The sequence below is a fragment of the Amycolatopsis sp. NPDC043887 genome (genome assembly GCF_056435665.1).
In genome coordinates, this window is the sequence record NZ_JBWKEB010000006.1 from 125,417 (window position 1) to 146,289 (window position 20,873).

Consider the following 20,873-nt stretch of genomic DNA (forward strand, 5'->3'; position numbering starts at 1 on the left):
AGCGGTCATGGCGACAATAGTTGGTTTCTCCCCGGTCCGACAACGGAACCCCTCACCGGACCACGACGCTCTGTCCATTGAGGACACAGCGGGCGCGGCGTTTTCGTCGGCAGTTGCCCGAAACTACGACAGGACTGCCCGTTTGGCCCGCAGGAAAGCCCGTTCCGTGTCGTTGGTGGCCAAGGCGATCGCCTCGTCGTAGGCCGCGACGGCGTCCGAGGTCCGGCCGAGACGGGACAGCAGGTTCGCCCGTGTGGCGGGCAGATGGTGATACCCGGGCAGGTCCAGTCCCTCGATCGCGGCCAGTGCCGCCGCCGGGCCGTGCACCTCGGCGACGGCGACCGCGCGGTTGAGCGCGACGACCGGCGTCGGGGTGAGCCGCCACAGCTGGTCGTAGAGCGCCAGCACCTGTGTCCAGTCGGTCGACTCGCCGTCCGTGTGCACGGCGTTGATCGCGGCCTGCACCTGGTATGGGCCAGGACGGCCGAGGCGCAGGCATCGCCGCACCAGTTCGTGGCCCTCGGCGATCAGTTCCCGGTTCCACGACGACCGGTCCTGCTCCGCGAGCACCACCAGCTCACCGGAAGGCCCCACCCGCGCGGGGCGCCGGGCTTCGGTGAGCAGGAGCAGTGCCAGCAGCCCGATCACCTCCGGCTCGCCGGGCATCAGATCGGCGAGCGCCCTCGTCAGGCGCACCGCCTCCACGCACAGGTCCGTCCGCAGCAGGTCGCCCGACGTGGACGCGTACCCCTCGTTGAAGATCAGGTAGAGCACGGTGAGCACGGAGTCCAGCCGATCCGGCAGTTCACCGCTCCCCGGCACCCGGTACGGGATGCCCGCGTCGCGGATCTTCTTCTTGGCGCGGACGATCCGCTGGGCCACGGTCGGTTCCGGGACGAGGTACGCCCGCGCGATCTCCCCCACCTCCAGCCCGCCGATCAGGCGCAGGGTGAGCGCGGTCCGCGCGAGCGGCGAAAGCGCCGGATGGCAACAGGTGAAGATCATGCGGAGCTGGTCGTCGCGGACCGGTCCCACCTCCCGCGGCTCGTCCTGGGGGTGCAGGAGCAGCGCCTGGGCGTGCCGGGCCTCGCGGGAGGATTCCCGGCGAAGGCGGTCGATCGCGCGGTTGCGAGCGGTGGTCACGATCCACGCGCCCGGATTGGGCGGCGTCTCCGCCCACTTCTCCACCGCCGTCGCGAACGCGTCCTGAACCGCCTCCTCGGCGAGCGAGATGTCGCCGAGGAGGCGGGTCAGGGTGGCCACACATCGGCCGTACTCCGCCCGGTAGATCCCGTCGAGATCCATCGGCGTCACCGAGACGGGTCGCCGAACGGCCGCACTTCGATCGGCTGCCCGCAGGCGAGCGCGCATTTCTCGGCCCAGGCCAGCGCCTGGTCGAGGTCGTCGACCTGGATCACCCAGAACCCGCCGAGCTGTTCCTTCGTCTCGGCGAACGGCCCGTCGGTGATCGTGATCGTGCCGCCTTCGGGGCGGACGACCGTGGAGACGTCCGAGTGCTCCAGACCGCCCACGAAGACCCAGGACCCGGCGGCCTTCATCTCGTCGGTGACCTTGCCCGTCCTGGCCAGCATCGCCCGGACCTCTTCCTCGGGCGCGTCCCGTTCGCTCTCGTCGAGCTGGACGGCGAGCAGGTACTGCCTCATGTCGGCCCCCTTCGACGGCTCAGGAGATCATTCCACGGTGACGGACTTCGCGAGGTTACGCGGCTTGTCGATGTCGTGACCGAGGATCAGCGCCGCGTGGTAGGCCAGCAGTTGCAGCGGAATGGTGAGCAGGATCGGGTCGAGTTCCGGCTCCGATCGCGGGACCACGAACCGCGGCACGTCGAGATCGCCGAAGTCCACGTCGTCGTGGGTGATCGCCAGCACCTGCCCCTTGCGCGCCTTGATCTGCTGCATCGCGGCCAGGTTGCGGTCGGCGAGGTCGTCGGACGGCACGATCGCGACCGTCGGCAGCTCCTCGTCGATCAGCGCGAGCGGGCCGTGCTTGAGCTCCGAGGTCTGGTAGGCCTCCGCGTGCCGGTACGAGATCTCCTTGAACTTCTGCGCGCCCTCCCGTGCCACTGGGAAGCCGCGGACCCGGCCAATGAAGAACAGGCTCCGCGCGTCCGCGCAGATCTTGGCGTGCTCGGCGATCCGGTCCTCCGCCTCGACGATGGCCGCGACCTGCTTCGGCAGCGCGCGGAGTGCCGCGACGATGCGCTGTCCGTCCGCGTTGGACAGATCGCGGACGCGGCCCAGCGCCAGCGCGATCATCGCGAACCCGACGGCCATGTTGGTGAGCGCCTTGGTCGACGCGACGGCGATCTCCGGGCCGGCGTGCAGGTACAGGCCACCGTCGCAGGCCCGCGCGATCGTCGATCCCACGACGTTCACGAGGCCGACCACCCGGCCGCCCTTGCGCTTGACCTCTTCGACGGCGAACGCGGTGTCCGCCGTCTCGCCGGACTGGCTGACCGCGATGTAGAGGGTGTCCGCTTCGATGATGGGGTTGCGGTAACGGAACTCGGACGCGGCCTCCGCGTCGGCCGGGACCCGCGCCAGGTCCTCGATCATGGTGGCACCGATCTGGCCCGCGTAGTACGCCGAACCGCAGCCGAGGATCTTCACCCTCGCGAAGCCGCGCAGATCACGGGGAGTCAGGTTCAGACCGTCCAAACGGGACACTCCGAACCGGTCGTCCAGCCGTCCGCGGATCATCCGCTCCAGGCATTCCGGCTGTTCCTGGATCTCCTTGTACATGTAGTGCCGGTGCCCGCCGAGGTCGAGGTCGTCGGCCTGGATGTCGATCGCCGTCGCTGCCTTGCCGGTGTCGCTCTCGTCGACGGTGAAAGTGCGGTAGCCGGTGGCCGAGACGCTGGCGAACTCGCCGTCGTCGAGGTGCACCACCTGCGAGGTGTGCCGGACCAGCGCGGACAGGTCGCTGGCCACGAACATCTCCCGGTCGCCGACGCCGATGATCAGCGGCGAACCGTTCCGTGCGACCACGACCCGGTCGGGGTGTTCGGTGTCGGTCACGGCGATGGCGTACGTACCGGTGACGCGGGAGACGGCCTCGACGACCGCGTCTTCCAGTGTCTTCGCGCTCGACCGCGCGATCAGGTGGGCGAGCACCTCGGTGTCGGTCTCGGACGACAGCGTCACCCCGGCCTGGGTGAGCTGCTCGCGCAGCGCGTCGGCGTTGTCGATGATCCCGTTGTGCACCACGGAGATCCGGCCGTCCTCGGAGACGTGCGGATGGGCGTTCGCCTCGGTCGCCGGGCCGTGCGTCGCCCACCTCGTGTGCCCGATGCCGACCTTGCCCGCGAGCCGCTTGGGCAGCGCGGCCGTCAGATTCCGCACCCGCCCCACGATCCGGTGCACCTGGGCGCCTTTACCGCCCAGGACGGAGATCCCGGCCGAGTCGTAGCCGCGGTACTCCAGCCGCGTCAGCCCCTCGATCAGGATCGGGGCGGCGTTCTGGCCGCCGATGTAGCCGACGATTCCGCACATGACGAGTCAACCTCACAAAAGAAAACGGACGGGCGTGTTCCGTCAGCCGTAGACGATGCGGCGCAGTTGCCGCTCGGACAGGTCGGGAGGCGCGACGAGACGACGGCTCAACTCGCCGGCGATACGGGGGAAGATCTCCGGGTTCTTCCTGCCATCGGCCTGCAACCGGGCATGCCGCTCCCGGACGTACTGCTCGACCGGCTGCCGGTAGAACGCCAGGACGTCCTCGACGACACGGGCGGCGATGGCCGTCGACAGACCCGTCGACAAGGCCACCTGCTCGACGATGTCCGCGTCCTCCACGGAGCCCATCATGCACATCGGGCTATCGAAACGCCAGTTCTTGCCCGAAATCGGGCAAGAACTGGCGAGTCACCCCTCGCGCTTAGTCGACTGAATGCGGCGGCGGGATGCCCGGCCAGTCCGTGAAGGCCTCCTTCACTACCCTGAGGGTAGGAAACTCGACCCTCATCCCTTGCCGCCCGCGAGACCGAAGTCCCGCAGTCAGTCGACTGAATGCGCGGCGATCAGTGGCCCCGGATCGCCTTCACCAGCCCGGCGGCCAGCTCTGCCCGTTCCACCATCGACTCGACCAGCAGGTACTCATGATCGGCGTGCGCGCCACCGCCGACGGCGCCGAGCCCGTCGAGGGTCGGGACGCCGATCGCGGCCGTGAGGTTGCCGTCGCTCCCGCCGCCGACGGCCACCCCGGCGACTCCGGGCAGCAGCCGTCGCGCGACGGCGAAGAGGTCCGCGGCCGCCGACTCGGGCATCGGCGGCCGGTGGATCCCGCCCCGCACCACGAGTTCCGCCCCTCGCAGGCGCGGGGTGAGCGCGGCGAACCCGGCTTCGACGCGCTCCTTCTCCTCGGCGGACTCGACCCGCACGTCGACCACGACGGTCGCGGACGCGGGCACGACGTTGCTCGCCGTTCCCGCCGAGGCGACCGTCGGGGTGACGCTCGTCCCGGCCTCGGGCCGGTCGAGCGCGGCGATCGCCAGCACCTGATGCGCGGCTTCGGTCAGCGCGTTGACCCCGGCCGCGGGCTCGAGGCCGGCGTGCGACGCCCGGCCGGTGACGACGACCTCGAGCGTGCCACAGCCCTTGCGGCCGATCTTGAGGCCGCCGCCGTCGGCCGCTCCTTCGAACACGAGCACCGCGCCGCACGCGCGGGCGCGCTCCTCGATGAGCGCGCGGGATTCGTGCGAGCCCGTCTCCTCGTCGGCCGTCACCAGGATCTCGACCCCGGTCCTGTCGCCGAGCGCGGCCAGGCCGTGGATCGCCTGCACCAGCCCGCCGAGCATGTCGAACACCCCGGGTCCGGTCACCCGGCCGCCGGTCACCGCGAACGGTCGGCGGGCCAGCGTGCCGACCGGGAACACGGTGTCGTGGTGCCCGAGGATCAGCACGCGCGGTTCGCCGCCGCCGGACCACCGGACGTGCGGTCCCGCCGCGCTCTCCACCAGGCTCGCCGTTCCACCGAGTCGAGCCTCGACGAGGGCGGCGACCGCCTCGGCCGACGCCGTCAAAGCCTCGATGTCCCCCGAAGGCGACTCGATCTCGACGAGGGTCCTGAGGTCTTCGATCATCGCGTCGACAGTCATGCCGATACTTTCGCGCAGGCGAGAACGCCGTCGCGCATAGGATCGGGATCATGCTCGAAAACCTGCTCGCACCGGAGACCAGAGCCGATCCGTATCCGTTCTACCGCCAGGTCTTCGCCCGCGGTCCGGTGTTCGAGGCCGCCGACCGGTTCTTCGTGGTCAGCGGGTTCGAAGAGGCATCGGCGCTGCTGAGGAACCCCGCGTTCGGGCACTCGGAGCCCGAGGTACTGCCGGATCCGCACGAGAACGAGCCGGTCGACGAGCAGGGCCGGGTGATCCGGTCGTTCCTCGCGCTCGACCCGCCCGATCACACGCGGCTGCGGCGGCTGGTCTCCAAGGCGTTCACGCCGAGGATGGTCGAGCAGCTCGCCCCGAGGATCGAAGAACTGGCGAAGGAACTGGTGTCGAAAGCGCTCGAAATGGGCGAATTCGACCTGATAACCGAGGTCGCGAAGCCGTTGCCGGTCGTGGTCATCAGCGAGCTGCTCGGGGTACCGCTGGCCGACCGCGACCGCTTCGAAGGCTGGTCGCACGCCATGGGGCGCGCGCTCGACCCCTCTTTCCTGATCGCGAAGGAAACCGTCGCCGCGGCCGTCGCCGCCCGGCGCGAATTCGTCGCCTACTTCCGCGAGCTGGCGAAGGAACGGCGGAGGCGGCCGACCGGCGACCTGTTCTCCGATCTGGTGTCGGTGTCCGACGAGGGCGACCGGCTCAGCGAAGGCGAACTGGTGATCACCGCGATGCTCCTGCTGGTCGCCGGGCACGAAACGACGACCAACCTGATCGGCAACGGGATCCTCGCGTTGCTGAACCATCCGGGCCAGCACCGGGAACTGGCCGAAGACCGCTCGAAGATCCCGAACGCGGTCGAGGAGATGCTCCGGTACGACTCTCCCGTCCAGCTGACCACGCGGCTCGCGCTGCGGGACACGACCGTCGGCGGCCAGTCCGTCGGCGAGGGCGCACAGACGGTCGTGCTGCTGGGAGCGGCCAACCGCGACCCGCGCGCGCACGAGGACCCGGACCGCTTCGACGTCGGCCGTCCCTCGCCGAGACATCTCGCGCTGGGGCAAGGCATCCACTTCTGCCTCGGCGCCCCGCTGGCGCGGCTGGAGGGCCGCACCCTGTTCGAGGCGCTGCTCGGCGCCGGCCGCGCCTTCCACCGGACCGCGGATCCGGTCTGGGTGAAGCAAGTGACGCTGCGCGGCCTCGAAAGCCTGCGGCTCGAATTCGCCTGACGGGTCAGGACTTGGGTGTCGCGAGTGTGGTGGGCCGGGTGCGGCCTCGCAGGGTGACGTCCTCCGTCGCCCTCCAGTGCGCGGCCTCGCCCTCGGCCGCCGACTCGATCGCCGTCCACGAAGCGAGCAACCGGGCTTCGACGTTCTTCGCCAGTTCGGTCAGCCGGGCGGCTTCGTTGACCGGATCGCCGATCACCGTGTACTCGAACCGCCGCGGGTCGCCGACGTTCCCGGCGACCACCTCACCCGTCGCCACGCCGATCCCCGCCGGGCATTCGGGTACCTCCGCCGCCAGCCTGCGCGAAATCGCCCGGCCCGCGGACAGCGCGAGGGTCGCGTGGTCCTCCAGCCGAACAGGTGCGCCGAAGATCGCCAGCGCGGCGTCACCGACGAACTTGTTGACCAGTCCGTGGTTGCGGTCGACCTCGTCGACCACCACCGCGAAGAACCGGTTGAGCAGGCCGACGACCTCTTCGGGCGGACGGCTGGCGGCCAGCGCCGTCGAACCGATCAGGTCGACGAACAAGACCGACACCGTCCGCACCGTGCCGCCGAGTTCGGTCGACGTGCGCATCGCCTCGCTCGCGACGTCCTCGCCGACGTGCCTGCCGAACAGGTCGCGCAAGCGTTCGCGTTCGGCGAGACCGACGGCCATCCCGTTGAAACCCGCTTGCAGCAGACCGAGTTCGGTGCCGTCGTAGACCGGGATCTCCACGGCGAAGTCACCGGCCCGGACCCGGCCCAGCGCGTGCTGCACCGACCGGATCGGGTTCACCACGGCGCGGGCGGTGAACACAGTCACCAGGAGACCGAAGACCAGCACGACGAGGCCGAGCGCGATGACCGAGATGGCGAGCTTCGTGGTCGACACGTCGCCGCGCACCCACGCCAGCACCGCCGTGACCACCAGCCCGGCCACCGGCACCCCGGTGCCGAGGCACCAGAACAGCAGCATCCGCAGGTTGACCCCGCCGCTGAGCGGCCGGTCCGGCGAGGTGCCCGCGAGGGCGAGGGCCGCGTACGGCCGCAGGATGAACTCCCCGGCCAGGTAGGCGATCGCGCAGACGACGATCCCCGCGAACGCGACCACGAGCAGCTCGGTGAGCACGACCCGCGGCTGCACCAGCGCGGCCAGCACACCGAACACCGCCGTCGCGACGCCCCACAACACCGCCTGGACCAGCGTCAGGCGCAACGGGACACGAAGGCTGGCCACGCGCTCCTCGTCGCTCGGCGTCCGGCCGTCGGCGGCCCAGCGCAGTGTCCGCAGCGCGCCGCGGGTGCCCCACAGCGCGCCCACGACGACGGCGGAGACCACGTAGACGGGGACCGCGATCGCGGTCACGCGGACGAGGTCGCCGGACATACCGGGCGCGGGCATGAGCAGCGCCGCCAGCCCGACCACGACCAGCGCGCCGATGACGTTGGTCGCGATCAGCGTCCCGGTGAGCAGTCCTTGGACGCGACGGCGCAACACGGCCGAATCCTGGTCGAGCGGGCCGAGCAGCCAAGAGCCGAACGGCCCCTGCCCTCGGCCCCGGACAGAGGAGTCGTTGTTGTCTGGTCGCACCCGTGTCCCGCCGTTCACCCGGTTTGAGTGAACGACTGTACACCGAAGCGGGCGCGGTCGTCAGCGGACGGTGCCGGAGCCGATCAGCGTGGTGGCGTCGAGTTCGGTCACGCCTTCGGCCAGCAACGAATCGAGGTAGCGCTCACGCACCTGTTCGACGACGCCGGGTTCGAGGTCGTCAAGCAGTCCGCGGAATCCGGAGCCGATGACGACCAGCCACGCGATCTCCGGTGTCATGGCCAGCCGCAGCTCGTTCACCACGACGTCCACATCGGACAGACGCCGCCCGGAAAGCCATTCGGAGTAGGGACCGGCTTCGTTGATGCGGTCGATCAAGCCCGGCTCACGCTCCGGCGGCGCGGAATCGGTCACGGCCGCCACCGCGCGGCCGAGATGGCGGCCGGCCGTCACCATGGACCCGCGGCGCCAGATCGTGAACACGGCCCGGCCGCCGGACCGGGCCCGGCCGATCAGCCGCTCGGCGCCGTCCGTCATGTCGGGAAAGAAGAAGATGCCGAGCGCGGATTGCACGACGTCGTAATCGCCGGTGTCCCACGCCGTCGCGTCGGCCTCGTGCGCGCGCAACTGCGGCAGATCGGCCGAAAGGCGGCGCAGTTCGCCGATCATCGGCCCCGAAAGATCGATCGCGTCCACCACGCCACCGGCACCGACGGCACGCGCCGCGGGAATCGCCGACGCTCCGGTGCCGCAGCAGGCGTCGAGGACGCGGTCTCCTTCACCAATTCCGGCGGCCGCCACCGTGGCGGCGCCGATCGGTTCCCAGAGATGCCTGCCGAGCGAGGCGAAATCGGCGGCGGCCGCGTCGAAGGCCCGCTGGGTTCCCACTTTGCGAGAAGACATGCCGCGACGATAGCCGTTTCGCGGCCCGTACGAACCCGGCTGCGACGGACGGAGGCCGCGGAACCGTCCATCCAGTGGGCGAATCGCGCACCGTTCCGGCCCTAGCGTGGCCGGCATGAGGAAAACGTTGCTCGCGCTGCTCGGCGCGGCCGCCATGATGGGCACGATCGCCACCCCCGCAGCGGCGAGTGTCCAGGAGACCAGGGAATTCGTCGGGCACGGGTCGAGCGACTTCGGCCTCGCGCTCTTCTACGCCCGCCACGACGCCAGGACCCAGGCGGAGCGGGCCGGGTTCACCGACTGCGAGGAGTACTTCAAGCTGGTCATCTCGCCCTACACGGCGACGGTCTTCTGGCGCTGCACGCGCTGAGACCTCGTGAGTGGCAAGGACGGTTCTAACCGTCCTCACCACTCACGAGACGTGGCCATCCTGCCACCGCCGCCCTTGCTCGCCCCTGAAGTACATGGAGGCCTTCCTGTCCGTGAAGGCCTCCTTCCCTACCTTCAGGGTAGGCAAGGAGGCCTTCACGGACCTGCGACCAACTGCCACCACATCCAGTAGGTACCTAAGACACCCTTGGCACTAACCGTCCTTACCACTCACGACGCGGGAAAGCTCGGCGGTACCGTCGAAAAGCGCCCGCGAGCGCGCCGTGATCCCGGCGTCCCTGGCGGCGAGCGCGGACGCGACGTCCTCCAGCCGCCGAGAGCGCCGCAGTTCCGGCATCAAGGCACGAAGCGGCGCGACGCGGTAACCGGCCAGCCGTAGCTGCTGCACGATCCGCGCGTCCCGCACCTGGGAAGGCGTGTACCGCCGCGTTCCCCGCTGATCCCGGCCGGGGACGACGAGCCGTTCCGTGTCCCAGTGCCGCAGCGTCGACGGGCGCACGCCGAGCGCCGACGCGAGCTCGGAGACGCCCATCGAGTCCGACCCGCGCACGTCTTCGATCGGTTCGCGGGAGATCACCCGGACCGCTTCCCTGGCCTCCCGGAGATCCGCGCGTTCGGCGTCGAGCCCGGCGTGGGCGGCGTCGAGGAGCGCGAGCACGTCGGGGAGCGGATCCCGGTGTACGGCGCGGACGATCTTCTTGGCCTCGACCGGCCCCACCCCGGCGGCGAGCGCGCGGTAGGCCAGCGCGGACCGGAAATGGATCTCGCCGTAGCTCCGGTAGCCAGAGGCCGTCCGCGACGCCGCCGGGAGCACGCCGTCGCGTTCGAGGTTGCGCACCTGCTGGACGGAGCACCCCGCCAGGCGCGCGACCTCGGCCGTGCGCATCGATTTGAGACTTGGCACCTGCACTCCGTCGAAAACCCGCTCGAACCCTCCACAAGCACTTTAATGCCACGCTTGAGCACATGACCATCGAAGAGATCATCGGCCTCGTATCGGGCCTCGACGGCGTCCTGACCCTCACCCCCGGCCCTGGCGACGAATGGCCGGAACTCAGCTGGGGCGACGCGTTCTTCTATTACTCGCCCGACGGTGTCGTCCCGACGAACGTCCAGCCCTTCGCGACGATCGTGACCAAGAACTACCCCGGCGACGAGAGCTCGCGGCTGGACCGCCCGGACACGTTCCGCGTGAACGTCCACGCCGGCAAGGAGGAGTTCACCCGGCGGCTCGGCCACACCCCCAAGGAGACGACCCCGGCCGACGCCTCCGGCACCGACACCCTGATCGCCCACCCCGTGTACGGGACCGCGGGCTGGGTGGCGGTGGTGAACCCGGCGTCGAAGACCGAAACCGCCGTCCGCGAACTGCTGGAAACCGCGTACCGGCTGGCTCGGGCCCGTTACGAACGACGGGCGGATTCCTCTCGCGGCTAGCGGAGCGAATATCGTTGGGCGGTGGGCCGGAACCTTCAACCCCGTGAGCGGCTCAGGCCGGTCGACCTGGCGCGCGAACACGGCCTGTCCACGCAAGCCGTCCGCAATTACGAGGCGGACGGCATCCTGCCCGCCGCCGAACGCGGTCCGCAGGGCTATCGCACCTACACGCCACTGCACGCGCGAGCCTTGCGCGCGTTCCTCGCCCTCGTGCCAGGGCATGGCCACGCGACGGCGACGTCGATCATGCGGGCGGTCAACCAGGACGCGGTCGAGGAAGCTCTCCGGCTCATCGACGAAAGCCACGCCCAGTTGCTCGACGATCGCCGCACCCTTCAGGCCGTCGCGGCCGCGCTCCGCGATCTCGAGCCCGTGGCGCAGGAGCGGGGCGAGATGTTCGTCGGCCCGCTGGCCCGGAAGCTCGGCGTCCGGCCCGCCACCCTGCGTGAATGGGAACGAGCGGGTCTTCTGCGGCCCGAACGCGACCCGAAGACCGGCTATCGCGTCTACAGCGCGGCCGACGTGCGCGACGCGAAACTGACCCATCAGCTCAGACGCGGTGGCTATCTCCTGGAGCGAATCGCGCCGGTGCTCGACCAGGTCCGTTCGGCAGGCGGGGTCGTTCCGCTGGAGTCGACGCTGCGCGACTGGCACTCGCGTCTCTCGGCCAGGGGCCGCGCCCTGCTCTCCGGTGCCGCCGCGCTGGAGAGCTATCTCGACCATACCGGCGCGCACTGACACTTTTGCGTCAATGACACCTCCGCGCAATTGAATACGCGGGCATTCCACGTTTTCCGCATACGAAAGTAGGTCCGTGATCACGGATCCTACTTTCGGCGCTACGGCATGCCGTACGGGCGCTCGTACTGTGCGTGACGTCGAGATGAACCGCCCGGTCCCCTGCGCTTTCCGAACATATTCCGGCGGTTCGTCGTTCCCTCCTTATCGAAGGAAATTCGCATGCGAATTCGCGGACCCGTCATGCTCACCCTGCTGAGTGTCTGTGCCGGAATCGGCGCGCTCGCCGTGCCGGCGACCGCCGCGCCGGTCACCGCCTACGACCAGACGATGCTCGAAACGCTCGCCGCCCAGCTCAAGGTCAGCCCGCTTCAGGCCGCCCAGAAGCTGGACCACGAAAAGAACCTGATCGCATCGCTGGACAGCATCAGAACCCGCGGCCTCCACACGGACGGCGCGTACTTCGACGACGCCGGCGCCCTCGTGGTGAACGCCGACGCCGGCTCGGCCAAGGAGCTGCGCTCGGCCGGGCTGACCCCGCGCACCGGCGCCCGCGGCGAGAACGCGCTGAACGCCCTGTCCGCCAAGGTCGGCACGGTGATCGGCAAGGACGTCGGGCAGGTCCAGTCCTGGGGTCCGGAACTCGCGGCCGACCAGGTCGTCGTCACCGTGCAGCCGGGCGCCGACAGCGCCCTCGTCCGCCGTCTCACGGCGCTGCCGGGCGTGTCGGTCCAGACCGGTGTCGCCAACGGGAACACCACGCAGGCCGACGTCATCCCCGGCCAGATCATGGACCTCGTCCCCGGCACCAACTGCTCGCTCGGCTTCCCCGGCACCACCAGCAGCGGCAACAACGTGATGCTCACCGCGGGACACTGCGTCGAAGGCAACCCGGACATCCTCAACCGCAACGGCGTCCACATCGGCCGCGGCGTGGCCACCCAGTTCCCGTCGGCCGACATGGGCCTGATGGACATCGACGCCGAGGACACCGGCCGCGGCTACGTGGACACCCGCATGGGCACCACGGTGCGGATCACCGGCAGCTCGAAGGCACCGGTCGGCACCACGCTGTGCAAGGCGGGCAACACCACCGGCTGGACCTGCGGCAAGATCACCGCGTACAACCAGACCGTCCGCTACAGCGGCGAAAGCGTCGCCACCACCGGGCTGGCGAAGTCGACCGTCTGCACCGAGGGCGGTGACAGCGGCGGCGCCTACATCGCGGGCAACACCGCGCAGGGCATGACCTCCGGCGGCCCCGCCGACGGTCACGACTGCGGCTGGAACCAGGGCTCCAACGCCACGGGTTCGTACTCCTACTACCAGCCCGTCGTGGACGCGGCGAACAAGTACGGGGTCACGCTGACCCGTTCCTGACGAACGACGCGCGATGACCGGGGAGCGACCGCTCCCCGGTCATCGTCGTCTACCGGGAACTGAGGATCTGCTCGCGCAGGATGTCCGCGTGGCCGCCGTGCTGAGCGAGCTCACGCAGCACGTGCAGGTAGACCCAGCGCAGCGGAAGCGGGCCGCGCCGGTTCCCGTGGAGCAGGTCGTCCAGGCCGAGGGCGGCCGCCGCCTTCCGCGACGCCTCGCAGGCCTCGCGATACGCCTGCCGCACCGTGGCGATCGTGTCCTCCTCGCCGAGGATGAACGACTCGTCGGGCGTGGCGGGGAGGCCGATCTCGGTACGCGGGCGGCAGGTGACGGCTTCGTCGAACCACACCTTCTCCACGAAGGTCGCGTGCTTCACCAACCCGAGCAGGGTCGTCCGGGAGGGAACGAGTGACCGGCGGGCCTCCTCCTCGGTCAGCCCTTCCAGCGACTCGTCGAGAACACGACGGTGCTCGTCGAGGAAGACCTCGAACTGCTCGCGGAACGGGTGGCCGAGGACTTCCAGCGTGGACATGGGGGAAGCATCGCAAAGACCGTCGATCCCGGGCAACCACGTTGTCCTACTTCAGGAAGCCGACCAACTCGGCGCTCACGAACTCCGGATTCTCCTCGGCGAGCCAATGTCCCGCCCTCGGCACCTCGACGGCGCGAGCCAGGTCGGCGACGCGAGGCGCCAGGGTGGCCTTCTGCGGCTCGAGCAATCCTTCCGCGGTCATCAGCAGGGTGGGAGTCGTGATGGGCTTCGCGCCGGCGTTCGCGGTCGCGTCCTGCGCAAGCGTGCGGTAGAGCTCGAAACCGCCGTGCAGGACCTCCGGCCTCGTGTAGGTGCGGGCGTACTCGTCGATCTCGGCGTCGTCGAACGGCGACGGCGCCCCTGGTCCGCCGAAAGCCGTCCCCGAGTAGGCGACCTGCGGATAGAACAGGGACAGGTACTCGCGGACGTCGTCGCCGACGACGGCTTCGGGAACCGTCTTCTGCGAGTGGAAGGCGATGTGCCAGCTCAGGTTCCGGTAGGCCGTCGCGTCGAGCGCGGGGCCTGGCAGCGGCAGATCGAGGTACGCGAGTTTGGTGAGATCGCCGGGGAACTGCGCCGCGTACTGGAAGGCGACCGCGGCACCGAGATCGTGCCCGGCGATCCGGACGTCGCGCAGGCCGAGCCGTCCGGCGACGAGGCCGTGCACGTAGCGGGCGAGGGTCGCCTTGTCGTAGCTGGGCGGCGAACCGGCGCTGTCGCCGAGGCCCGGCAGGTCGAGGGCGTACACCGTGAAGTGCTCGGCCAGCGCGGGCATGACCCGGTGCCAGCCGTACCAGGTCTGCGGCCAGCCGTGCAGCAGGACTAGCGGGGCGCCCTTGCCACCGGTGACGTAGTGCATCTTCACGCCGTCGACGTCGGCGAACTCGTGCCGGAACTGCCGAGCGAACGCCGCGTCGCCGCGGGTGACGTTCTCGTGGGGCGGGGCGGCGGCCGGGGGCGAACCGCAGGCCGTCAGCAGGACGAGGGCCGCGACGAACGCGGCGGCTCGGTGGAACATGGGGGATCTCCGTTTCAGCGCCCGGTGGCGCCATCGATCAGTTCGCGCAGGATGTCGGCGTGTCCCGCATGCCGTGCGGTTTCTTCGATCAGGTGGGTCAGCGTCCAGCGCCGTGATCCCCGGCGGGGTCCGGTCGCGGCGAGGTCGTCCCAGGACGCGATCTCGGCGTTCGCCTCGGCGACGGTTTCCCGGTAGGCGGCGAGAATCGACGCCGTCGTGTCGTCCGGACCCGGCTGGAACGTGGCCTTCCAGTCGGTGACGCGGTGACCGAGCAGCCAGTGGCGTTCGACGTGGGTCAGGTGTTTGACCAGGCCCAGCAGATTCGTGCCGGACGGCACGCCGGGAGTGCGGGCGCGGTCTTCCGGCACCCCTTCGGCCTTGGCCATGACCGCGGCGCGGAGATAGTCGAGGAACCCGGCGAGGACGTCCTTCTCCCCGGCACCCGTCGCAGGCGGCCCGGCGTCGCGTTCACGGCTCATCGCCCGGCCCGCCGGAGCACCAGGACGTGGTCGATGACGGTCGCGGTCCGGCCCGCCGGGCCGGTGGCCAGGCGCTCCGCCGCCTCCGCGCGGTCGATCGACCAGTCCATCGGGTCGAGCTCCAGTTCGGCCGCCACCTCGCCGGGAGTGGGGTAGTCGGCGTCCTGGTCCCACGACCAGGGCGCGGCGGAGCCGTGGTCGACCACGACCAGCCGCCCGCCGGGATTCACCGAGCCCGCGGCGGTGCGCAGGACGCGGGCCCTGTCCAGTTCGAACGGTGTGTGGAAGTACTGCGCCGACACCAGGTCGAAGGCGCCGTCAGGGAAATCGTCGGCGAGATCGACGCGGAGCGCTGTGATCGGCGCGCCGCGTGCCTGGAGCGAGCGCACGGCCGCTCCGGAGATGTCCACCGCGGTCACTCGCCACCCTCGCGCGGCCAGCCACAACGCGTCTCCCCCGCCACCGCAGCCAAGGTCGAGCGCGGTGCCCGGGGCCAGCGGGCCCGCGATCTCGGCCAGTCTCGCGTTCACCTTCGGCGCTTCGGCGACGCCCCGTTCGTAGAGTTCGTCCCAGAATTCCGTCGCGTTCATGACCGCCACCTTCGCCCCGGAGCATCCGAATTGGCACGAAAACTTGCCGACCTGGCAAGATCGGCGACATGGACGAGACGGACGAGGTGCTCGACGCGGTCGGCCCCCGGCTGCGGGCGCTGCGCAAACACCGGGGCCTGACCCTGGCCGAGCTGTCTGCGACGACCGGGATCTCGGAAAGCACCTTGTCGCGGCTGGAAAGCGGCGGCCGCCGTCCCACGCTGGAGCTACTGCTGCCGCTGGCCCGCGTGCACGGCGTGCCGCTCGACGACCTCGTCGGCGCTCCCCGGACCGGCGATCCACGCATCCACCTCCAGCCGATCCACCGGCACGGCATGACGTTCCTGCCGCTCACCCGGCGGACCGGCGGGGTGCAGGCGTTCAAGATGCTCATCCCCAGCCGGGCCGAACCGGCGGAGCCCACGCCGCAGACCCACGGCGGTTACGAATGGGTGTATGTCCTCAATGGACGGTTGCGGCTGGTGGTCGGCGACCGCGACATGGTCCTGCCGCCCGGCGAGGCCGCCGAGTTCGACACCGCGCTGCCGCATTGGCTCGGCTCGGCCGACGGGAAGGCCGTCGAAACCCTTGTCCTTTTCGGACCGCAGGGCGAGCGCGCGCACGTCCGGGCGCGCTAGAGCCAGTCGTGTTCGCGGGCGTACCTGGCGGCCTGGTGCCGGGTCTGCGTCTGGGTCTTCTGCATGGCGTTCGAGAGGTAATTCCGCACCGTGCCCTGCGCGAGGTGGAGCTGGGCGGCGATCTCGGCGACGGAATAGCCCTCACCGGTCACCCGCAGCACCTCCAGCTCCCGCTCGGTCAGGGGACAGTCGTCGACGACGGCGAGCGCGGAGACGTCGGGGTCGATCCAGCGTTTGCCCTGATGCAGGGTGCCGATGACGAACGTGATGTGCGACGGCTCGGCGGCCTTGCTCACGAAGCCCTGGACACCGAGTTTGAGGGCCTTGCGGAGTACCCCGGGCTTCGCGTGCCGGGTCAGCATGAGGATGACCTGGTTCGGCCGGGTGCGGCGGATCTCCGCGACCGCGCCCAGCCCGTCCACCCCGGGCATTTCGAGGTCGATGACGAGAACGTCGGGCTCGTGCCGCAAGGTGGCCTCGACGGCTTCCTCGCCGTTCTCCGCCTCGGCCAGGACGGTGATCTCGCCTTCGAGCGGGAGCAACGCGGCCATCGCCTTGCGCAGCAGGGCTTCGTCGTCAGCGAGCACGACCGTGGTCATCGTTCCTCCCCGCCCGGGAAGGACGCGGCCGTCACGAACTGCCCGTCTTCCTGTTGCACCGTCAGTTCACCACCGTCCGCGACGACACGCTGTTCGAGCGCGGCCAGCCCCCGGAGTTCGGGCAGCGGCGCTCGCTGGGCACCGTCGTTGACGATACTGATGCTCCATTCCGACAGCGTGATCCGCACGCGGGTGGCCTGCGCGTGGCGCAGGATGTTGGTCGTGGTCTCGCGCAGGACCTGGCCGAGCAGCCTGCCCGCCGCCGGATCGACGTCCGCCTCCCGGTTGACGCGCACGCGGATCCCCGCGGCCTCGAAAAGGTTCCTCGCGTTCTCCAGTTCGGCGGAAAGGTTGAGCCGGCGCTGGGCGTAGGCGAGTTCCTTCGTCTGGGTGATCGTGTCGGCCACGAGCGCGTGGATCTCCCCCAGTTCCTGTTTGGCCCGCTCGGCGTCGATGTCCACCAGCTTCCTGGCGAGCGCGGCCTTGAGCTTCACCACGTGCAGCGTGTGGCCCTGGATGTCGTGCAGGTCGCTCGCGAACCGGACGCGCTCCCTGATCACGGCCAATTCCGCCTCCCGCTCGCGCGACTCTTCGAGCTCCTTGACGACGTCGTAGAACCGCTTGTTGGGGAACATGAGCCCGAGCACGACGGCGGTGATCGCCGCGGGGACGAACACGAAGCTGACCAGCTCACCGGAGACGTCCTCGTGGGAGACCAGCAATCTCAGCGCACCCACCCCCGCGACGTACGCGACCAGCGCGACGGCCGCCGCGATCCGGTGGCGGGGCAATTGGGGAACGACCAGGGAACCCACGAGGAAGACGCCGAAGAACGACGAACTCCCGCCTGCCACCAGCACCGAGAACGGCCACACGGCCGCCGTGACGACCAGGCACGGGATCGCCACCCGCAGGACCTCGCCCGCCGCCCACCGCACGAAGGCCACCATGGCCGCCAGCACGCCCACGCCCAGGACGACCGCGTGCCACCAGGTCCGCGCGTCGGACACGACCACGATCACCCCGCCGACGACCAGCAGCGGGAAGAACATGGTGAGGTTGAGCCTGCGCAGCTTTCCCTTCGCCGGCTCGCTGTCCACATCAGACATGAGTCCAGTATCGGCCCTCCGCCGCCGCGGACAACAGTGACACCACGTCATATCCGATCATGACGTGACCGCACTGGCCGGCGCGCGGCCGAGCGGCTGAAATCGTGCCATGACTTCGACAGCAATCGACGTTGACCGCCTGAACCTCAAGTACGGCGACTTCCACGCCGTGAAGGACCTGTCCTTCCAGGTCCGGCAGGGCGAGTTCTACGCCCTGCTGGGCACGAATGGCGCCGGGAAGACCTCGACCCTGGAAACCCTGGAAGGACACCGGAACCCGACGTCGGGCACGGTGCGCGTGCTGGGCAAGAGCCCGCGGGACCGCGCCGCCGTCCGCCCCGAGATGGGCATCATGTTGCAGGAGAGCGGTTTCTCCCCGGATCTGACGGTGAAGGAATCGATCCGCCTGATCGGGAGCCTGACCCGGCGCACGGACCGGCTCGAACGGGTCCTCGGCATCGTGGACCTGACCCGCAAGGCCGGCACGAAGGTGTCCCAGCTTTCCGGTGGCGAGAAGCGGCGGCTCGACTTCGCGACCGCGGTGTACGGCTCGCCGCGGCTGGTGTTCCTGGACGAGCCGACGACAGGTCTGGACATCCAGTCCCGGGACGCGCTGTGGGACGCGGTCGACAAACTCCGCGAGGACGGTTCGACCATCGTGCTCACCACGCATTACCTGGAAGAGGCCCAGCAGCGCGCCGACCGCATCGGCCTGATGCACCGGGGCACCTTCCACCAGGAGGGCACGGTCTCCGAACTCACGCGGACGCTGCCCGCCGTGATCCGGTTCTCCCTGCCGCCCTCGGCTCCGGCGTTGCCGCTGCAGGGCAGGCGTGAACACGACGGGAAGTTCGTCATCGAGACCTTCGGCCTGCAGAAGGACCTGCACGTCCTGCTGCGGTGGGCGCGGGACAACGCGGTCGAACTGCGGGACCTCGAAGCGGGCCCGACCCGGCTCGACGACGTGTTCCGCGCCATCGACAACGACTAGCCACAAAGGACTCTCATGCTTTCGATAGCCCGTAGCGAACTGATCCAGATCTTCCGGAACCGCTCGGTCCTGATCACCAGTTTCGTGATGCCACTGGCCATCTCCGCGTTCTTCGTCTACCAGCACGAAGTCTTCGCCAAGATCGGCAGTCTCGGCTACATCGCGGCGATCGTGATGTTCACCGTATGCGCGTTCGGCCTCTACACCAGCGCGGTGACCACACTGGCCTCGCGGCGGCAGAACCTCTTCCTCAAGCGCTTGCGCTCCACCGCGGCGGGTGACGCGTCCATCCTGGCCGGCCTGGTGCTGCCGGTCACCGTCATCTCGCTCGTCCAGGTGACGGTGATCATGGTCGTGCTGGGCGCGATCACCGGAGCACCCGCCGACGTCGCCCTGCTGGTGGCGGCGGTGCTCGCCAGCGTCGCCATGATGATCGGCCTCGGCCTGGCCACCGCGGGCCTGACCAACTCCCCCGAGCACGCCCAGGTCACCACCTTGCCGGTCAGTCTCGGTGTGATCGCCGTCGCCAGCTGGGTCGGCATCTCCGGTACCGACGAGCTGACCTTGCTCAAGCGGCTGCTGCCCGGCGGCTCGGCCACCGAACTCGCGGTCAACGCCTGGAACGGCGGCGTGGCCATCACCGATTCACTGCTCTTGCTCGCTCCGACGCTGGCGTGGGTCGTCGTCGCTGTCGTCCTGGCGTCGCGGCTCTTCCGCTGGGAGCCGCGCCGATGACCGTCCGAAGTGGAGGAACACTCATGCGCAAAGCCCTCCTTCCCGTTCTCGCCATCGTGCTGGTGGCCGCGGCGACCCCGGCGCTCGCGTCGACAGCGCCGAATTGGGGGCCGTGCCCGGAAGAGGCGGCGGGCCTCGGACTGGAGTGCGGCACGATCCAGGTCCCGCTGGACTACCGCGACCCCGGCGGCAGGACCATCGAGATCGCGATCTCCCGGCTGGCGAGCACCGAACCGGAGAAGCGCCGCGGCGTACTGCTCACCAACACCGGCGGCCCCGGCGGCGAAGGGCTGGCCTTTCCGGCCACCCTCAAGAAGTTGAACATCCCGCAGGAGGTGCTGGACAGCTACGACGTCATCGGGATGGATCCGCGCGGGGTCCACAACAGCACGCCGGTGACGTGCGGGCTGTCCCTCGCGGAGCATCCGACCAACATCCCGACGTACGCCAGGAACTCGGCCGACGTCACGAGCGAGGCCCAGCGGGTCGCCGCCGTCGCCGCGAAATGCGGCTCCTCGGCCACCGCCCCGCTCCTGCCGTACATGACCACCGCCAACACCGCCCGCGACATGGACCGGGTGCGCGAGGCGCTCGGCGAGCGGAAGGTGAACTACTTCGGCATCTCGTACGGCACGTACCTCGGCTCGGTGTACACGTCGTTGTTCCCCGAGCGCAGCGACCGGTTCCTGCTCGACAGCGCGACCGGCCCCGGCGGCTGGGACGCCTCCTTCTCGCGCCTGTTCGGCCAGGGCGTCGAAGACCGCTTCCCGGACTTCGCGAAGTTCGCCGCCTCCAAGCCCGAATACGGCTTGGGCCGGACGTCGGCGCAGGTGACGGCGAAGTACTTCGAGCTCGCCGCGCGGCTGGACAGGACACCGAGCCCGGACGGCTACAACGGCCAGGTGTTCCGCCACGTCACGTTCGCCGATCTCTACTACGACAAGAAGCTGCCGCACCTCGCCGAAACCTGGCGCGCGCTCGACACCGGGAAGCCCATCCCTTCGTCCTCGTCCAGTGCGGGCTACCCGTCGGACAACTACATCGCGAGCCAGCTGCACGTGATCTGCAACGACTCCGACTGGCCGGAGGACGTCGAGACCTACCGGCGCAACGTCGCCATCGACCGCTTCCGCCACCCGCTGTTCGGCGCCGCGGCCGCGAACATCACGCCGTGCGCGTTCTGGCCTTCCGAACCGATCGAACCGCCCGTGAAGATCACCGACCGCGGCCCGTCGAACGTCCTGATCGTGCAGAACCTCCGCGACCCGGCCACTCCGCCGGCGGGCGCACGGAAGCTGCGTCAAGCCTTCGGCGACCGGGCCAGGATGGTCACCGTCGACCAGGGCGGACATCTGGCGTACCTGTACAAGGACAACCAGTGCGCGAACGACCTCGCGACGGAGTTCCTGGTCGGCGGGACGCGACCGCGGGATGATTTCGCCTGCTGATCCG

At 69.8% G+C, this 20,873-nt stretch carries 22 protein-coding genes and 1 pseudogene; 9 read left to right on the top strand and 14 right to left on the bottom strand.

Annotated features, from left to right (window positions below; genetic code table 11):
* Positions 1-123 precede the first annotated feature (123 nt).
* The 5 genes from AC069H_RS17645 to AC069H_RS17665 form a co-directional block, all read right to left on the bottom strand.
* The gene (locus AC069H_RS17645; protein ID WP_478233016.1) at positions 124-1,305 is read right to left on the bottom strand and encodes an RNA polymerase sigma factor; all 1,182 of its coding nucleotides are present in this window, start codon (positions 1,303-1,305) and stop codon (positions 124-126) included.
* Between the two features lie 5 nt (positions 1,306-1,310).
* Positions 1,311-1,664, bottom strand: coding sequence for a YciI family protein (locus AC069H_RS17650; protein WP_478230137.1), 354 nt, complete (start codon positions 1,662-1,664; stop codon positions 1,311-1,313).
* A 27-nt stretch (positions 1,665-1,691) separates the two neighbouring features.
* The gene (gene glmS, locus AC069H_RS17655; RefSeq protein ID WP_478233017.1) at positions 1,692-3,512 is read right to left on the bottom strand and encodes a glutamine--fructose-6-phosphate transaminase (isomerizing); all 1,821 of its coding nucleotides are present in this window, start codon (positions 3,510-3,512) and stop codon (positions 1,692-1,694) included.
* A 42-nt stretch (positions 3,513-3,554) separates the two neighbouring features.
* Positions 3,555-3,827 carry a hypothetical protein gene (locus AC069H_RS17660; RefSeq protein ID WP_478230139.1) on the bottom strand — a complete coding sequence of 91 codons (273 nt, stop codon included), beginning with the start codon at positions 3,825-3,827 and terminating at the stop codon, positions 3,555-3,557.
* A 212-nt stretch (positions 3,828-4,039) separates the two neighbouring features.
* Complete coding sequence (locus AC069H_RS17665) at positions 4,040-5,116, bottom strand: M20 family metallopeptidase (protein WP_478233018.1); 1,077 nt, start codon at positions 5,114-5,116, stop codon at positions 4,040-4,042.
* A gap of 50 nt (positions 5,117-5,166) precedes the next feature.
* On the opposite strand from AC069H_RS17665, the gene AC069H_RS17670 reads away from it, so the two are divergent.
* A complete protein-coding gene (locus tag AC069H_RS17670; RefSeq protein ID WP_478233019.1) occupies positions 5,167-6,354 on the top strand; it encodes a cytochrome P450 in 1,188 nt (395 codons plus the stop codon).
* A 4-nt stretch (positions 6,355-6,358) separates the two neighbouring features.
* On the opposite strand, the gene AC069H_RS17675 is transcribed toward AC069H_RS17670, so the two are convergent.
* Positions 6,359-7,924 carry an adenylate/guanylate cyclase domain-containing protein gene (locus AC069H_RS17675; protein ID WP_478233020.1) on the bottom strand — a complete coding sequence of 522 codons (1,566 nt, stop codon included), beginning with the start codon at positions 7,922-7,924 and terminating at the stop codon, positions 6,359-6,361.
* 60 nt (positions 7,925-7,984) lie between these two features.
* A complete protein-coding gene (locus tag AC069H_RS17680) occupies positions 7,985-8,785 on the bottom strand; it encodes a class I SAM-dependent methyltransferase (protein ID WP_478233021.1) in 801 nt (266 codons plus the stop codon).
* Positions 8,786-8,900: 115 nt separating this feature from the next.
* Here AC069H_RS17680 and AC069H_RS17685 point away from each other — a divergent pair, with 115 nt between their 5' ends.
* The gene (locus AC069H_RS17685) at positions 8,901-9,155 is read left to right on the top strand and encodes a hypothetical protein (RefSeq protein WP_478233022.1); all 255 of its coding nucleotides are present in this window, start codon (positions 8,901-8,903) and stop codon (positions 9,153-9,155) included.
* Between the two features lie 213 nt (positions 9,156-9,368).
* Here AC069H_RS17685 and AC069H_RS17690 read toward each other — a convergent pair whose 3' ends face one another.
* Complete coding sequence (locus tag AC069H_RS17690) at positions 9,369-10,079, bottom strand: MerR family transcriptional regulator (RefSeq protein ID WP_478233023.1); 711 nt, start codon at positions 10,077-10,079, stop codon at positions 9,369-9,371.
* Positions 10,080-10,141: 62 nt separating this feature from the next.
* Between AC069H_RS17690 and AC069H_RS17695 the strand changes: the two genes are divergently transcribed.
* From AC069H_RS17695 to AC069H_RS17705, 3 genes and pseudogenes are all read left to right on the top strand, one after another.
* Positions 10,142-10,612: a DUF6194 family protein gene (locus AC069H_RS17695; protein WP_478233024.1), complete on the top strand. Its 471-nt coding sequence runs from the start codon at positions 10,142-10,144 to the stop codon at positions 10,610-10,612.
* A gap of 21 nt (positions 10,613-10,633) precedes the next feature.
* A pseudogene (locus AC069H_RS17700) lies at positions 10,634-11,384 on the top strand (TioE family transcriptional regulator).
* Between the two features lie 188 nt (positions 11,385-11,572).
* Entirely contained in the window at positions 11,573-12,730 is a 1,158-nt protein-coding gene (locus tag AC069H_RS17705) for a S1 family peptidase (RefSeq protein WP_478230148.1), read from the top strand.
* Positions 12,731-12,779: 49 nt separating this feature from the next.
* On the opposite strand, the gene AC069H_RS17710 is transcribed toward AC069H_RS17705, so the two are convergent.
* From AC069H_RS17710 to AC069H_RS17725, 4 genes are read right to left on the bottom strand one after another with little or no spacing between them, the layout of a single operon-like run.
* Positions 12,780-13,262: a DinB family protein gene (locus tag AC069H_RS17710; protein WP_478233025.1), complete on the bottom strand. Its 483-nt coding sequence runs from the start codon at positions 13,260-13,262 to the stop codon at positions 12,780-12,782.
* A gap of 46 nt (positions 13,263-13,308) precedes the next feature.
* The gene (locus AC069H_RS17715) at positions 13,309-14,280 is read right to left on the bottom strand and encodes an alpha/beta fold hydrolase (protein ID WP_478233026.1); all 972 of its coding nucleotides are present in this window, start codon (positions 14,278-14,280) and stop codon (positions 13,309-13,311) included.
* Positions 14,281-14,294: 14 nt separating this feature from the next.
* Complete coding sequence (locus AC069H_RS17720) at positions 14,295-14,759, bottom strand: DinB family protein (protein ID WP_478233027.1); 465 nt, start codon at positions 14,757-14,759, stop codon at positions 14,295-14,297.
* Entirely contained in the window at positions 14,756-15,349 is a 594-nt protein-coding gene (locus AC069H_RS17725) for a class I SAM-dependent methyltransferase (RefSeq protein ID WP_478233028.1), read from the bottom strand. The genes AC069H_RS17720 and AC069H_RS17725 overlap by 4 nt, the downstream gene beginning before the upstream one ends.
* A 68-nt stretch (positions 15,350-15,417) precedes the next feature.
* Between AC069H_RS17725 and AC069H_RS17730 the strand changes: the two genes are divergently transcribed.
* The gene (locus tag AC069H_RS17730) at positions 15,418-15,987 is read left to right on the top strand and encodes a helix-turn-helix domain-containing protein (RefSeq protein ID WP_478233029.1); all 570 of its coding nucleotides are present in this window, start codon (positions 15,418-15,420) and stop codon (positions 15,985-15,987) included.
* On the opposite strand, the gene AC069H_RS17735 is transcribed toward AC069H_RS17730, so the two are convergent.
* The gene (locus AC069H_RS17735; RefSeq protein ID WP_478233030.1) at positions 15,984-16,586 is read right to left on the bottom strand and encodes a response regulator; all 603 of its coding nucleotides are present in this window, start codon (positions 16,584-16,586) and stop codon (positions 15,984-15,986) included. The genes AC069H_RS17730 and AC069H_RS17735 overlap by 4 nt on opposite strands.
* Positions 16,583-17,686, bottom strand: a complete 1,104-nt coding sequence (locus AC069H_RS17740; RefSeq protein ID WP_478233250.1) for a sensor histidine kinase — start codon at positions 17,684-17,686, stop codon at positions 16,583-16,585. The genes AC069H_RS17735 and AC069H_RS17740 overlap by 4 nt, the downstream gene beginning before the upstream one ends.
* Before the next feature lie 118 nt (positions 17,687-17,804).
* Here AC069H_RS17740 and AC069H_RS17745 point away from each other — a divergent pair, with 118 nt between their 5' ends.
* The 3 genes from AC069H_RS17745 to AC069H_RS17755 are packed head-to-tail and all read left to right on the top strand — an operon-like array spanning position 17,805 to position 20,869.
* Positions 17,805-18,686, top strand: a complete 882-nt coding sequence (locus tag AC069H_RS17745) for an ABC transporter ATP-binding protein (protein ID WP_478230154.1) — start codon at positions 17,805-17,807, stop codon at positions 18,684-18,686.
* A gap of 15 nt (positions 18,687-18,701) precedes the next feature.
* On the top strand, positions 18,702-19,421 hold the full coding sequence (locus tag AC069H_RS17750) for an ABC transporter permease (RefSeq protein WP_478230155.1): 720 nt from the start codon (positions 18,702-18,704) through the stop codon (positions 19,419-19,421).
* A 23-nt stretch (positions 19,422-19,444) separates the two neighbouring features.
* Positions 19,445-20,869, top strand: coding sequence for an alpha/beta hydrolase (locus AC069H_RS17755; protein ID WP_478233031.1), 1,425 nt, complete (start codon positions 19,445-19,447; stop codon positions 20,867-20,869).
* The last annotated feature ends 4 nt before the right edge of the window (positions 20,870-20,873 follow it).